The following is a 13,990-nucleotide window of genomic DNA, read 5'->3' as shown; positions in this document are numbered from 1 at the left end:
GCCGCGCGGCGGGGGTGAATCCCCGTGGCGGTCCTTCGCGGGGCGCGCCGCAGGGGTGAGCATGCCGCGTCATGGACATCCTGCTCGTGGCCGGCGCCTTCAACGGCCTCTGCCGGCGTGTGTACGCCGAGCTGTCCGACCGGGGTCACCGCGTGGACGTCGTCCTGGCGGCCCGGGGCGCGGAGCCGGTGCGGGCCGCCGTACGGGAGCGGGACCCGGATCTGGTGATCGCCCCGATGCCCACGACCGCCCTGCCGGAGGGCGGATGGCGGGAGCGCCCCTGTCCGATCGTGCATCCGGGGCCGCCCGGCGAACAGCACCGGCCCTCCGCGCCGGACCGGGCCGTCGCGGGCCGCCCTCGCCGCCACCCCGACCTCGGCCGCCGTATCGCCGCGAAGGCGGCCCCCCGCGCCGCCGGCGAACGGCACCGGCCCCTCGCCACGTACCGGCGCGCCGAACTGGCCCGTATGCACGCCCCGTTCTTCGACCCGCACGCCCCCTACCACGCCCTGCGCGCCGCCTTCGTCCGCAGGACGCCGACGGGCTCGCCCCGCCCCCTGGCCGCACCCGCCGACCCGCGGCAGCCGCTCACCGCCCGAACCGACCCCGCCGAAGCCGGAGCCGCCCGATGACCGCCCCCCTCCTCGTCGCCGGTGTCGGCAACATCTTCCTCGCCGACGACGCCTTCGGACCCGAGGTGATCCGCGCCCTCGAACAGCGCCCCCTGCCTCCCGAGGCGCGGGTGCGGGACTACGGCATCCGCGGCCTGGACCTCGCCTACGACCTGCTCGGCGGATGCGCCACCGCCGTACTCGTGGACGCCGCCCGCCGCGGGCAGCGGCCCGGCACGCTGTCCCTGATCGAGGCCGAACCCCCCGACGGGATCGTCCCGCCGGAGGCGCACGGCATGGACCCGGCGAAGGTGCTGGCCCTGGCCACCCACATGGGCGAGGAGCCGCTGCCCCGGGTGCTGGTGCTGGCCTGCGAGCCGGAGGTGCTGCCCGCCGGGGACGAGGACATCCTGCCCGGACTCAGCGCGGCCGTGCGCGCCGCCGTCGAACCCGCCGTCACCGCGCTGCACACGCTCGTCCCGCTGCTGCTGGCCGACCCGGCCGCACCGGCCGGCGCATTGGGCCGCTCGATGGAAAACGGCCCGGCGCACCCGGCTGCGCTGCCCGCCCACGCGCCCGCCACGGCCGAAGATCGATGACACCCGGGCCGCGCGGGACGCGGCCCGGGGCCCAGCCGCCGAACCCGAGGAGCAGCGCCCATGTGCCGGTCCGACGACGTCCGACAGGCCGTCCTGGCGAAGAACGACGACCTCGCCGCGCGCCTGCGCGAGGAACTGGCGGAACAGAGGGTGGCCGTCGTCAACCTGCTGTCCAGCCCGGGGAGCGGCAAGACCGAACTCCTCGGCCGGATGCTCGCCGACGCGGTGGCGCGGGGCGTGCCCGTGGCCGCGCTCACCGCCGACCTGGCCACCGAGAACGACGCCACCCGGCTCGCCCGCTCCGGCGCCCCCGTCCAGCAGGTCCTCACCGACGGGCTCTGCCACCTGGAGGCCCGCCAGGTCCGCGAACGGCTCACGGGCTGGCTGCCCGAGGACACCTCGGTGCTCTTCGTGGAGAACGTCGGCAACCTGGTCTGCCCCGCCTCCTACGACCTCGGCGAGAACCTGCGGATCGTGCTGATGGCGGTCACCGAGGGCGAGGACAAGCCGCTGAAGTACCCGACCGCGTTCGGCTCCGCCCATGTCGTCGTCATCACCAAGACCGACCTCGCCGAGGCCGCCGGCTTCGACGAGAGCACGTTCCGCGCGAACGTCCAGCGGGTCAACCCGGGGGTGGAGATCGTACGGTCCTGCGCCCGCACCGGGGACGGCGTCGGCCCCCTCCTCGACCACGCCCTCGCCGCCCGCGACGGCGCCCCCGCGCACCGGCCGCCGCTCGCCCCGCACCCGCACGGCCACCACCACCAGCACGGACACCACCATCAGCACACCGAGTCCGCGCCCGTCGCATGACCGCTCCCGCGACCGGGACCGGACCGGTCCGCCGCCGGCTCACCGTGCACGGCACCGTACAGGGGGTGGGCTTCCGGCCGTATGTGCACCGGCTGGCCGCCGAGACGGGCCTGGCCGGGTTCGTCGGCAACACCGGCGACGGCGTGCTGATCGAGGTCGAGGGCCCGGCGGCGGAGGTGGCCCGGTTCTGCGACCTGCTGGCCCACCGGCCCCCGCCGCTGGCCACGGTGACCCGCGTCGCCCACGAGGAACTGCCCGCCACGGGCGCCGCCGGACCCTTCGCGATCCGCTCCACCGACCGGGCGAGCGGCCGCGCCCAGCTCCCGCCCGACACCGCGACCTGCGCCGACTGCCTGCGGGAACTCGCCGACCCGGCCGACCGCAGGCACCGGCACCCGTTCGTCACCTGCACCCACTGCGGCCCCCGCTTCACCATCGCCACCGGCATGCCCTACGACCGGGCGGCCACCACCATGTCCGGCTTCCCGATGTGCCCCGACTGCGCCCGGGAGTACGGCGATCCGGCCGACCGGCGCTTCCACGCCCAGCCCGTCGCCTGCCCAGGCTGCGGCCCCCGCCTCACCCTGACGGGCCCCGGCCTCCGCCCGGCACGGGACGCGGACGCGCTCGCCGCGGCACGCGGACTGCTCGCCGCCGGACGGATCGTCGCCGTTAAGGGGCTCGGCGGCTACCACCTGGCCTGCGACGCCACCGACCCGCGGGCCGTCGCCACGCTGCGCGACCGCAAGGAGCGCGGCGGCAAGGCGTTCGCCGTGATGTGCGCCGATCTCGCGGTCGCCGAAAGCCTCGCGGTCCCGACCCCCGCCGAGCGCGCCGCGCTGACGGGGCCCCGCCGCCCCATCGTGCTGGTGCGCCGCCGCACCCCCGCCGGGGAACTGGCCGACCAGGTCTGCCCGGGCAGCCCGCACCTCGGCATCATGCTGCCCTACACCCCCCTGCACACCCTGCTGTTCGGACTGCCCGGCGACCCGCCCGGACCCCGGGTCCTGGTCATGACCAGCGGCAACCGCTCCGGCGAACCCATCGTCACCGACGACACCGAGGCCCGCACCCGGCTCGCGGGACTCGCCGACGCCTGGCTCGCCCACGACCGGCCCATCGCCGCGCCCTGCGACGACTCCCTGCTGCGCATCCGCCCCGACGGCACCGAACAGGTGCTGCGCCGCTCGCGCGGCTACGTCCCGCGCCCCCTGCGGCTGCCGGTCCCGGTGCGGCCCGCGCTCGCCGTCGGCGGCGACCTGAAGAACGCGCCCTGCCTCGGTGACGGCGACCTCGCCTGGTTCGGGCCGCACATCGGCGACATGGGCGACCTGGCCACGCTGGACGCCGCCCGGCGGGCCGAACGGCAGCTGAGCCGGCTGACCCATGTCACCCCCCGGCTGATCGCCGCCGACCGGCACCCCGGGTACCACTCCACCGGCTGGGCCCGCAGACGCGCGGGCGCCCGGCTCCCGCTGCGGCTCGTCCAGCACCACCACGCCCACATCGCCTCCGCCATGGCCGAACACGGCCTCGACGGCACCACCCCGGTCATCGGGGTCGCCTTCGACGGCACCGGATACGGCGACGACGGCACCGTGTGGGGCGGCGAGATCCTGCTCGCCGACTACACCGGCTACCGCCGCTTCGCCCACCTGACCCCCGCTCCGCTGCCCGGCGGCGACGCGGGCGTGGCCAACCCCTGCCGGCTCGCCCTGGCCCGGCTCTGGGCCGCGGGCCTGCCCTGGGACGCGGAACTGCCCAGCGTCACCGCCTGCTCCCCGACCGAACTCACCCTCCTGCGTCAGCAGTTGGACCGCCAGGTGGCCTGCGTGCCCACCTCCAGCATGGGCCGCCTCTTCGACGCGGTCGCCTCCCTCGCCGGTGTCTGCCACCGCGCCGGATACGAGGCGCAGGCCGCCCTGGAGCTGGAGGCCGCGGCCCTCGACGCACGGGACGCGGACGCGGTGGCGTACCCCTTCGGGCTCACCGGCGGCGCCACCCTCGCCTGCGATCCCGCGCCGATGCTGCGGGCCCTGCTCGCCGACCGGCGCCGCCGCACCCCGCCCCCGGTCCTCGCGGCCCGCTTCCACCGGGGCGTGGCCCGCGCCGTCACCGAGATCTGCCGCCGGGCGCGCGGCGCGACCGGCCTCGGCACGGTCGCCCTCACCGGCGGGGTGTTCGCCAACGCCCTGCTGGAGGAGAAGTGCACGGCCCTGCTGCGCGCCGACGGCTTCACGGTCCTGCGGCACGGCGAAGTCCCCCCGAACGACGGCGGGTTGGCGCTCGGCCAGCTGATGGTCGCGGCCACCGCACCCCACCACGAGACGGAGTGAGCCATGTGTCTGGCAGTGCCCGGCAAGGTCGTGTCCATCGACCACCAGGCCGACCCCCTCACCGGCCTGATCGACTTCGGCGGCGTCCAGAAGCAGGCCTGCCTGGAGTACCTGCCCGATGTGAAAGTCGGCGAGTACGTGATCGTGCACGTCGGCTTCGCGCTCCAGCGCCTCGACGAGGAGTCGGCCCGCGCCTCCCTGGAGCTGTTCGACCAACTCGGACTGCTGGAGGAGGAGTTCGGTGACGCGTGGGAGCAGGCGGCCCGCCAGGAGAACGAGAGCGAGGCCCGGTGAAGTACATCGAGGAGTTCAACGACCCCGCGCGCGCCCACCGGCTGCTGGACGAGATCCGCGCCACGGTCACCCGGCCCTGGGCCCTGATGGAGGTCTGCGGCGGCCAGACCCACTCCATCATCCGGCACGGCATCGACCAACTCCTGCCGGAAGAAGTCGAGTTGATCCACGGCCCCGGCTGCCCGGTGTGCGTCACCCCGCTGGACGTCATCGACAAGGCCCTGGACATCGCCGCCCGCCCCGAGGTGATCTTCTGCTCCTTCGGGGACATGCTGCGGGTGCCCGGCACCGACCGCGACCTGTTCCGGGTCAAGGGCGAGGGCGGCGACGTACGCGTGGTGTACTCCCCGCTCGACGCGCTCGAAATCGCCCGCGGGAACCCCGACCGGCAGGTGGTGTTCTTCGCCATCGGCTTCGAGACCACCGCCCCCGCCAACGCCATGGCCGTCCACCAGGCCCGCCGCCTGGGCCTTCGCAACTTCAGCCTGCTGGTCTCCCATGTCCGGGTCCCCCCGGCCATCGAGGCGATCATGACCGCGCCCAGCTGCCGGGTGCAGGGCTTCCTCGCCGCCGGACACGTGTGCAGCGTGATGGGCACCGCCGAGTATCCGGACCTCGCCGAGAAGCACCGTGTCCCCCTCGTCGTCACCGGCTTCGAACCCCTCGACATCCTGGAGGGCATCCGGCGCGCCGTGCACCAGCTGGAGCGCGGCGAGCACCGGGTGGAGAACGCCTACCCGCGGGCCGTGCGCGAGCAGGGCAACCCGGCCGCCCTGCGCATGCTGGAGGAGGTCTTCGAGGTCGTCGACCGCAACTGGCGCGGCATCGGCCGCATCCCGGCCAGCGGCTGGCGGCTGACCGACGCCTTCCGCGACCACGACGCCGAGCACCGCTTCGACGTCTCCGGCATCCGCACCGAGGAGCCGGCCGTGTGCCGGGCCGGCGAGGTCCTCCAGGGCCTGATCAAGCCGACCGAGTGCGAGGCGTTCGGCACGGCCTGCACCCCCCGCACCCCGCTCGGCGCCACCATGGTCTCCAGCGAGGGCGCCTGCGCCGCCTACTACCTCTACCGCCGCATGAACACCCCGGCACCGCAGGGATCGCGCATCCCGCGGGAGGAGATGAACCCCGTTGGCTGACCTCGCCACCCCTGCCACCGCCGCCGCCCCGGACACCGCCGTCGACCCGGCGAACTGGACCTGCCCCGCCCCGCTGCGCGACCAGCCCGTCGTCGTCATGGGCCACGGCGGCGGCGGTGCCCTCTCCGCCGAGCTGATCGAGCAGGTCTTCGCCCCGGCGTACGGCAACCCCGTCCTCGCCGCCCTCACCGACTCCGCCGTGTTCGACCTCGGTGGCGCCCGGCTCGCCTTCTCCACCGACTCCTACGTCGTACGGCCCCTGTTCTTCCCCGGCGGCAGCCTCGGCGACCTCGCCGTCAACGGCACCGTCAACGACCTCGCGATGAGCGGCGCCCGGCCCGCCTTCCTCTCCACCGCCTTCGTCCTGGAGGAGGGCGTGGAACTGGCCGTGGTCGGGCGGATCGCCCGCGCCATCGGCGCCGCCGCCCGGGCCGCCGACGTCACCGTGGCCACCGGCGACACCAAGGTGGTGGAGTCCGGGCACGGCGACGGCGTCTACGTCACCACGGCGGGCGTCGGCCTGGTCCCGGACGGCGTCGACATCCGCCCGCAGCGCGCCCGGCCCGGTGACGCGGTCATCGTCAGCGGGCCGATCGGGCAGCACGGCGTGGCCGTCATGAGCGTGCGCGAGGGCCTGGAGTTCGGGGTGCGGACCGTCTCCGACACCGCCCCGCTGGCCGGTCTGGTCGCGGCCATGCTGGAGGTCACCAAGGACCTCCACGTCCTGCGCGATCCGACCCGGGGCGGCCTCGGCGCCTCCCTGAACGAGATCGCCCGCGCCTCCGGCACCGGCGTTCACCTGCGCGAGCGGGCGATCCCGGTCCCGGAGGAGGTCGCGAACGCCTGCGGCTTCCTGGGCCTGGACCCGCTGTACGTGGCCAACGAGGGCCGGCTGGTCGCCTTCGTACCCCCCGGGCACGCCGAGGCGGTGCTCGCCGCCATGCACGCCCACCCGCAGGGCGCCGGCGCGGCCCTGATCGGCGAGTGCGTGGCCGACCACCCGGGAATGGTCGTCGTCGCCACCGGCCTCGGCGGCACCCGGGTCGTGGACCTGCCGCTGGGCGAGCAGCTGCCCCGGATCTGCTGACCGGGGACGGTACGGAAAGGCCCGGCCCCCGCCGTCATCGGCGGGGGCCGGACCCTTATCCGTCCCTACGTATTGACATCCGTCCCTACGTATTGACATCCGTCCCTACGTATTGACATCCGTTCCTACGTATCGACGCCCGTGATCTCCAGCTCGCGTCCGCTGCGCAGCTCCTGGGAGGGCCGGTCGCAGTGCGGGCACCAGAAGAACGGCGGCATGCCCACCGCGAACTCCGCGGCGCACCCGTCGCACCACGCCAGCGCGGGCACCGCCTCCACCACGAGCCGGGCGTCCGCGAGCGCCGTACCGTCGCGGGCCACCTCGAAGGCGAAGTCCAGCGCGTCGGGCACCACCCCGGACAGCTCGCCGACCCGGACGGTCACCGCGGACACCCGGTCCGCACCGTCCGCGCGGGCGATCTCCTCGGCCTGCTCCACGATCGCCGACGCGATCGACAGTTCGTGCACGGCCGCCTCAGGGGTAGCGCCGGTTCGCGCCCGGCCCGCCGGTCATCCGGAAGATCCGCAACTCCCGCATGATGCCCGGGAGTTCCTTGATGACCAGGGCGGTGACCACACCGCCGGCCAGCGCGGCCTGGAGCAGCAGCAGCTGCCGTCCGGACATCCGCGCTCGTCTGCGCCTTCTGCTTCTGCAATCGCTCATGGCGGTCACCTTCCGTTTCTCTCAGCCGGGCGAGATGTTCGGCATGCTCTCGCCCAGGGCGTCATGCCGCTTCCAGTGGATACCGGTGGAGCGGCGCGCGTCGGAGCTGCCGTCCCGGTGGTGCCCGGTCTGCTCCTGGTACGGGCCCTTGTTGCCCTGGTGCAGTCCGGGAACATGGCTCGGGGTGTCGGGCTTCGCCTGGGGGCGGCCCACTCGGATGGTGCCCATGTCCGCTCTCCTTCCAGGTCGTACGACTACGACCGTTCGGTGAGGTCCCTGAAGAACTGTTCTACGGCGGGCCAGACCTGCCCGCCACCGGAGAGGCCCCGCCACTCGCGGCGGACCAGCGCCGTCATCCGGAAACAGTCGTCGACCGGTACGATCCAGTGCTCCGTGAGGCCCCGCACGGTGTTCACCAGCAGCGCCTCCACGTCCGGGGTCATGGACGCCACCTGCGGGACCTCGGCGGCCAGCCGACGCCAGGCGTCCGCGTCCACCTCCCAGCGCATCGCCCCGGCCGGGCTCGGCCCCTGCGCGGTGACCGTCCCGTCGGAGCGCGGCACGAAGAACACCAGCCCCACCGGGACGCCCAGCACTCCCGTGTCGACGGGCGGGAGCCGCAGCCGGCGCCGGGGCACCAGCCGGTAGCGGCCCTCGCCCGCCGCGCCGTCCGCGAACAGCACCGAGCAGGGGCCGCACACACAGCGCACCTCGGCGGCCCCGGTGTCGTACAGATGGGGGTGCTCGTCCGCCACCAGGGCCGCGCACAGCTCGCAGCTCTCCGCGCCGGCCGTGGCCGCGCGGTCGGCGGCGGAGCGGATGACCCGGGCGAGTGCCCCGTCCGCGCTCACCCGGCCTCCTGCGGCACGGACCGGCGCTTGATCGTGCTCAGCGGCACGAAGGCGGGGGCGGCCTTGCGCTCCTCGCCGGCCGCCACGATCTCCACCTCGGTCAGCTCCGGTGCCACCGCCAGCACGGCCTCCCGGACCGCCGCCGCGATGTCCGCGGAGCCGCCCCCGCACCCACCGCCGCAGCCGCCCTTGGAGCCGGAGTCGAGCCGCACCCGTGCGACCGCGCCCTCGACCCCGGCCCACGACAGGTCGCCGCCGCGCTCGCGCACCGCGGGCCGCAGCCGCTCCACCGCGCCCTCGGCCCGCTCGGCCAGGGGCAGCGGGTGCACGCCGTGCAGCACCATGAGGTGCCCGACCAGTTCGTCACCGGCCAGCCGCGCGCCCAGCCGCTCGTCGGCGCCGTCCAGGACCCGGGCGAGGGCCTCCCCGTAGACCTCGGTCAGCAGCCGCACCGCCTCCAGGGCCGGACCCGGGGTGTGCTCGAGGCCCGCCAGCACCTCGTCGAGCCGGGCGAGCCGGGCCTCCACCGCCGGATCCGCCAGGCGCCCGGCCGGATCAGCCATGGTTGGCCCCGTACGTCGGCGAGTGCACGGTGCTCAGGGTCTTGCCCTTGCCCATGTACATGTGGACGCCGCACGGCAGACAGGGGTCGAAGCTGCGCACCGTGCGCATGATGTCGACGCCCTTGAAGTCGTCGGGCCCGTTCTCCTCGAAGATCGGCTGGCCCTGCACCGCGTCCTCGTAGGGACCGGGCGTGCCGTAGATGTCGCGGGGGCTGGCGTTCCACGGGGTCGGCGGGTACGGGTGGTAGTTGGCGATCTTCTTGTCCCGGATCACCAGGTGGTGCGAGAGGACCCCGCGCACCGCCTCGTGGAAGCCGCAGCCGATCGACTCGTCCGGCACCTCGAAGTTCTCGAAGACCTTGGTGTCGCCGCTCTGCAGCATCCCCATGGCCTCCTCCAGGAACTGCAGGGCCATGGCGGCGGCGTAGGCGATGAAGTACGGCCGGGCGCGGTCGCGTTCGAGGGTGTTGCTCCACTTCGGGATGCGCCACTCCAGGGTGGTCTCCGGCAGCTTCTCGCCCTTGGGCAGGGTGATGCGGATGCCGCCCCCGGTCGCCTTCACGTACGGGGTGTCCACCAGACCGCTCAGCGCGGTCGACCAGAGCCGGGCGAGCGGGCCGCCGCCGGTGTCCAGCGCGAGGTGCTCGCCGGTGCCCGGGTGGTACCAGCGCGGGCTCATCACCCAGCTGTAGTTGCCCTCGAAGTCCCGCTTCTGCGGCACCGGCACGGTGGTCTGGTTCCACGGGTGGCGCATGTCGACGGGGTTGCCCAGCGGGTCGTGGGTGACGAACGGGTCCTCGTTCACCCAGTCCTCGTAGAACGAGCTGCCCAGCATGATGCGCAGCCCGAGGTTGATGTCGACCAGGTTGTTGGTGACCAGCTTGCCGTCCACCACGATGCCCGGGGTGACGTACATCGCCTTGCCCCACTCGTTCATGGTGGCGTAGCGGTAGTCGACCACGTCCGGGTTCTGGAAGGCGCCCCAGCAGCCCAGCAGAATACGGCGCTTGCCGACCTCCTCGTAGCCCGGCAGCGCCTCGTAGAAGAAGTCGAAGACGTCGTCGTTCATCGCCACCGCCTTCTTCACGAAGTCGATGACGCGCATCAGCCGGCTGAGGTAGTCGGTGAAGACGCTCGGCTGCGGCATCGTGCCGACGCCGCCCGGGTAGAGCGTGGAGGGGTGCACATGGCGCCCCTCCATCAGGCAGAACATCTCCCGGGTGATCCGGCTGACCTTCAGCGCCTCCTTGTAGACCTCGCCCTCGAAGGGGTTGAAGGCCTTCATGATCTCCGCGATGGTGCGGTAGCCGTGCACATCGCCGCGGGGCGCGTCGGTGCGCTCGGCGCGGGCCAGCACGCCCGGGTTGGTGGCCTTGACCATCGCCTCGCAGAAGTCCACGAAGACCAGGTTGTCCTGGAAGAGGGTGTGGTCGAAGATGTACTCCGCCGCCTCGCCCAGGTTGGTGATGTGCTCGGCCAGCTTCGGCGGCTTGACGCCATAGGCCATCTGCTGGGCGTAGTTGGAGCAGGTGGTGTGGTTGTCGCCGCAGATGCCGCAGATCCGCGAGGTGATGAACCCGGCGTCGCGCGGGTCCTTGCCCTTCATGAACACCGAGTAGCCGCGGAACAGCGACGAGGTGCTGTGGCACTCCACGACCTCGCGGTTGGCGAAGTCGATCTTCGTGTAGATGCCCAGGTTGCCGATGATCCGGGTGATCGGGTCCCAGTTCATGTCCACGAGCTGGGCTGGTTTGCGTCCTGAGGTCCGCGCGTCGGTGGTGGTCATCTGCGGTACTGTCCCTCGCTGTTCGGGTCGGGTGGAGCGGATGGCGGGGCGGGCGGCAGGGGCGAGTACGGCGTCACGCGCGCCAGTGCGGGTCGTAACCGCTGGTCAGCTTCTGCTTGTTGTGCCGCCAGCGGGGCTCGTGGTTCACCATGTCGTTGGTCAGCCCGCGCAGCCGGCGGATGACCGCCCCGTACGGCTTGATCACCATCGACGAGAGCGTGCCGCCCGGCGGCTCGTCCATGAACGGCATGAAGGCGTCGGGGAAGCTGGGCATGGTGCAGCCGATGCAGATGCCGCCGACGTTCGGACAGCCGCCGATGCCGGACATCCAGCCCCGCTTGGGCACGTTGCAGTTGACGACCGGGCCCCAGCAGCCCACCTTCACCTGGCACTTGGGGGAGTTGTAGTCCTTGGCGAAGTCGGCCTGCTCGTAGTACGCGGCCCGGTCGCAGCCCTCGTGCACGGTCTTGCCGAACAGCCACTGCGGCCGCAGCATGTGGTCCAGCGGCGGCGGGGGAGCGGTGCCGGCGGCGTGCTGGAGCACCCACACCAGGGTCTCCATGAAGTTCTCCGGCTGGATCGGACAGCCGGGCACGTTGACCACCGGGAGGCCCGAGCGCGCCTTGAACTCCCAGCCCAGGTAGTCCGCGAGGCCCATGCATCCGGTCGGGTTGCCGGCCATGGCGTGGATGCCGCCGAACGTGGCGCAGGTGCCGGCCGCGACCACCGCCCATGCCTTGGGCGCGAGTTGGTCGATCCACCAGTTCAGGGTCTGCGGCTCACCGGTGGCCGGGTCGTTGCCGAACGACGTCCAGTAGCCGTCGCCCTCGATGATGTTCTGGTTCGGGACCGAGCCCTCGATCACCAGGATGAACGGCTCCAGCTCGCCGCGGGCCGCCTTGCGGTAGGGGGCGAGGAAGTCCTCGCCGCCCAGGCTCGGGGAGAGGACCTTGTTGACGAGGTTGACCCTGGGCAGGCCCGGGATGAGACCGAGCACCACGTCCTCGATGGACGGCTGCCCGGCGGCGGTCAGCGACACGGTGTCGCCGTCGCAGCTCATGCCCTCGGAGATCCACAGGATGGTGATCTCGTCGAAGCCCCGGGGGGCGTCGGCGCGGGTCTCGGTGGTACCGCTCTGTGTGGTCATCTCTGCGGCCTCCGTCGCAGTCGGTCGTGGTCCCGGCCGGGGGCGGCCGGGGTGCCCGTGGTTGCGAGGGGTTCGACCTCGTCGGGCCGGAAGTAGTGGAAACGGCCGTACCAGCCGTGCAGTTCGGCGGCCGGATCGTCGTCCACGGTCACGGCGAGCCGCACGCTGCCGTCCACGTCGTGGAAGACCCCGGCCACGGTGGCGGGCCGCCCGTCCAGGAACATGTCCTGGGCGTCGGCCCCGCGCGTGCGCGGCCGCAGCAGCACCGGGCTGCCGGCACCGACGGGCACATCGGCCACGAGCACGGTGTCGGTCGTCGGCGACAGCCCCTCGTCCCCGCCCTCCTGCCACCAGGCGGGGCGCTGGGGGGTGGGGGAGGGCCGCTCCGGTGCCGGGGTTTCGCGGTCGGCCCGCGCGGTGGACGCGCGGGCCTCGGCGGGCGGCTCGGGCGCCGGAGCCCCGGGCCGGGCGGCCCCGGCTGAGGCGCGGGTCCCGGTCGAGGCACGGGTCATGGCCGAAGCACGCGTCCCGGTCGAGGCGTGCGTCCCGGTCGAGCGGTCGGAGGCCCGGGAGGCCGACGAGCCCGCCGGTGTCAGCGAGCGGATCGCGCCGTGCAGTCGTTCGAAGACCTCGCGGGGCATGCTGTCGACCCGGTCCAGGATCCGCGCGGCCCGTGGATCGGTGGCCCGCGCCTCCGCCTTCTCCGCGTCGGTCAGCAGCATCGTGCGCAGCGTCAGGATCTCGTCGATCTCCGCCGCGTCGTGCAGATCGCCGGGACTCTCCGGCGCCACCTGCGGATGGTCCGGGAGGATGATCGGTGCCGAGAGCATCGCCGGGCCGGTCTCACCTTCGCCCTCGCCGCCGGCGGCCTCCGGGGGCGGGCCGCCGAGCACGGGGAACGTGAACGCGTTGCGGCAGCCGCGCGCCCGCTCGGCCAGCGCCGCGGGCGGGTCGATCAGCGAGGCGAACTCCACGCCCTCCCCGCCGAGTACCGTGTGGGTGGCGATCAGCGCGTCGCGCAGCGCCTCGTTCCGGCAGGAACCCGGATCGGCCGTCTCGCCCGTGTTCTCGGTGCGCACCCGCAGCCGGAAGAGGCCCGGCGCGAGCGGCTCGGCGGCCACCGTCGTCGCGGCCCGCAGCTCCCGGTGCCGCCGCACGATCCGGCCCCCGGCCGCCGGCAGCGGCTCGTACTCGTCCCCGCCGGGCGCGCCGACGTCGACCGTACGACCGCCGTCCAGCAGCTCGGCGAGCGGCACCGCCAGCTCGGTCTCGCGCGGGATCGCCTCGTCGAAGGTGAGATGCGTGGTGCCGTCCGCCGTGCGCAGGGACTCCACCGGGGACCCGCCCGCGTCCTCCACCTGCTTGTGCTGCATCTGGAGGTAGCGCACCCGCAGCCGTACGACCGCGTCGTTCTGGGCGCGCACCAGGCACTCGGTCTGCTGGTACCAGGAGTCCGCGGAGCCGGAGAGACCGGGCGCCACCGGACCGAAGCGCTCCACCCAGCCGCGCGGCAGCAGCACCCCGAACTGCCAGCGGACCCGGTTCTTGGGGGAGGACCGGCGGTACGGGTACAGCAGATAGCCCTCGTACAGCACGGCGTCCGCGACGGCGCCCAGCTGCTCGAAGGCCCGCGCGTGCTCGGCGTCGGCATCGTCCCTGAGCAGGGGTTCGCGCACGCCGACCTGGTCCGGCATCCCGCCTCCTCGTCGCTGGGCAACCGGGCGGTCAGTCGCGCACCCGGAATTCTTTTCACCACGGTCACACCCGTTCCGGCTCCGCGCCCCTCCGACGCACCCGCATTGGGCCGGTCAGGCGATGTGTCCGTTTCCGGGTTGCGGACGGGCGGACCGGCGCGCCGGGTGCGGCCTGGGTGGAGGGAGGGCGGAGATGGTCCCCAAGTTCCGCTGGATGGAAAGGAGTTGAGGCTCCACCGGGGGCCCCGGCCGCTGGAATCGAAGGCCACGTACAGCGGGGGTTGTCGCACACGGGGGGAGTCGCCATGTCCGGAGGTTTCGGGGGCCCGGAGGGCCCGAGAGACGCGGCAGAACCAGGGGAAACCCGGGGTCCGGGAGGGCCGGGCGGGCCCGGGGGATCCTGGGGT

The 13,990-nt window shown here is 73.6% G+C and carries 15 protein-coding genes; 7 read left to right on the top strand and 8 right to left on the bottom strand.

Annotated features, from left to right (window positions below; genetic code table 11):
- Positions 1-71 precede the first annotated feature (71 nt).
- The 7 genes from QHG49_RS02650 to hypE are packed head-to-tail and all read left to right on the top strand — an operon-like array spanning position 72 to position 6,879.
- Complete coding sequence (locus tag QHG49_RS02650) at positions 72-632, top strand: hypothetical protein (RefSeq protein ID WP_159698337.1); 561 nt, start codon at positions 72-74, stop codon at positions 630-632.
- On the top strand, positions 629-1,210 hold the full coding sequence (locus QHG49_RS02645; RefSeq protein WP_301487105.1) for a hydrogenase maturation protease: 582 nt from the start codon (positions 629-631) through the stop codon (positions 1,208-1,210). The genes QHG49_RS02650 and QHG49_RS02645 overlap by 4 nt, the downstream gene beginning before the upstream one ends.
- Before the next feature lie 60 nt (positions 1,211-1,270).
- Positions 1,271-2,023 carry a hydrogenase nickel incorporation protein HypB gene (gene hypB, locus QHG49_RS02640; protein ID WP_301487104.1) on the top strand — a complete coding sequence of 251 codons (753 nt, stop codon included), beginning with the start codon at positions 1,271-1,273 and terminating at the stop codon, positions 2,021-2,023.
- Positions 2,020-4,359, top strand: coding sequence for a carbamoyltransferase HypF (hypF, locus tag QHG49_RS02635; RefSeq protein ID WP_301487103.1), 2,340 nt, complete (start codon positions 2,020-2,022; stop codon positions 4,357-4,359). The genes hypB and hypF overlap by 4 nt, the downstream gene beginning before the upstream one ends.
- A 3-nt stretch (positions 4,360-4,362) precedes the next feature.
- Positions 4,363-4,653, top strand: coding sequence for a HypC/HybG/HupF family hydrogenase formation chaperone (locus QHG49_RS02630; RefSeq protein ID WP_145489640.1), 291 nt, complete (start codon positions 4,363-4,365; stop codon positions 4,651-4,653).
- Positions 4,650-5,792 (top strand): hydrogenase formation protein HypD, encoded by a 1,143-nt coding sequence (gene hypD, locus QHG49_RS02625; protein WP_145489638.1) that lies wholly within the window; start codon positions 4,650-4,652, stop codon positions 5,790-5,792. Before QHG49_RS02630 ends, hypD begins: the two co-directional genes overlap by 4 nt.
- A complete protein-coding gene (gene hypE, locus QHG49_RS02620) occupies positions 5,785-6,879 on the top strand; it encodes a hydrogenase expression/formation protein HypE (protein ID WP_301487102.1) in 1,095 nt (364 codons plus the stop codon). The genes hypD and hypE overlap by 8 nt, the downstream gene beginning before the upstream one ends.
- 125 nt (positions 6,880-7,004) lie before the next feature.
- Here hypE and hypA read toward each other — a convergent pair whose 3' ends face one another.
- The 8 genes from hypA to QHG49_RS02580 form a co-directional block, all read right to left on the bottom strand.
- Positions 7,005-7,346 (bottom strand): hydrogenase maturation nickel metallochaperone HypA, encoded by a 342-nt coding sequence (gene hypA / locus QHG49_RS02615; protein WP_159698325.1) that lies wholly within the window; start codon positions 7,344-7,346, stop codon positions 7,005-7,007.
- Positions 7,347-7,353: 7 nt separating this feature from the next.
- Complete coding sequence (locus QHG49_RS02610) at positions 7,354-7,542, bottom strand: hypothetical protein (RefSeq protein WP_145489625.1); 189 nt, start codon at positions 7,540-7,542, stop codon at positions 7,354-7,356.
- 21 nt (positions 7,543-7,563) lie between these two features.
- The gene (locus tag QHG49_RS02605; protein WP_145489623.1) at positions 7,564-7,770 is read right to left on the bottom strand and encodes a hypothetical protein; all 207 of its coding nucleotides are present in this window, start codon (positions 7,768-7,770) and stop codon (positions 7,564-7,566) included.
- A 26-nt stretch (positions 7,771-7,796) separates the two neighbouring features.
- A complete protein-coding gene (locus QHG49_RS02600; protein ID WP_301487101.1) occupies positions 7,797-8,393 on the bottom strand; it encodes a DUF5947 family protein in 597 nt (198 codons plus the stop codon).
- The gene (locus QHG49_RS02595) at positions 8,390-8,956 is read right to left on the bottom strand and encodes a NifU family protein (protein ID WP_159698319.1); all 567 of its coding nucleotides are present in this window, start codon (positions 8,954-8,956) and stop codon (positions 8,390-8,392) included. The genes QHG49_RS02600 and QHG49_RS02595 overlap by 4 nt, the downstream gene beginning before the upstream one ends.
- On the bottom strand, positions 8,949-10,742 hold the full coding sequence (locus tag QHG49_RS02590; protein WP_145489618.1) for a nickel-dependent hydrogenase large subunit: 1,794 nt from the start codon (positions 10,740-10,742) through the stop codon (positions 8,949-8,951). The genes QHG49_RS02595 and QHG49_RS02590 overlap by 8 nt, the downstream gene beginning before the upstream one ends.
- 73 nt (positions 10,743-10,815) lie before the next feature.
- Positions 10,816-11,889, bottom strand: a complete 1,074-nt coding sequence (locus QHG49_RS02585; RefSeq protein ID WP_301487100.1) for a hydrogenase expression protein HypE — start codon at positions 11,887-11,889, stop codon at positions 10,816-10,818.
- Positions 11,886-13,583, bottom strand: coding sequence for a hypothetical protein (locus tag QHG49_RS02580; RefSeq protein ID WP_236576190.1), 1,698 nt, complete (start codon positions 13,581-13,583; stop codon positions 11,886-11,888). The genes QHG49_RS02585 and QHG49_RS02580 overlap by 4 nt, the downstream gene beginning before the upstream one ends.
- Positions 13,584-13,990: the final 407 nt, after the last annotated feature.

It is taken from the genome of Streptomyces sp. WP-1 (assembly GCF_030450125.1).
GTDB lineage: Bacteria > Actinomycetota > Actinomycetes > Streptomycetales > Streptomycetaceae > Streptomyces > Streptomyces incarnatus.
Note: the sequence above shows the minus strand (reverse complement) of the source record. Positions and strands in the feature narration are given on the sequence as shown.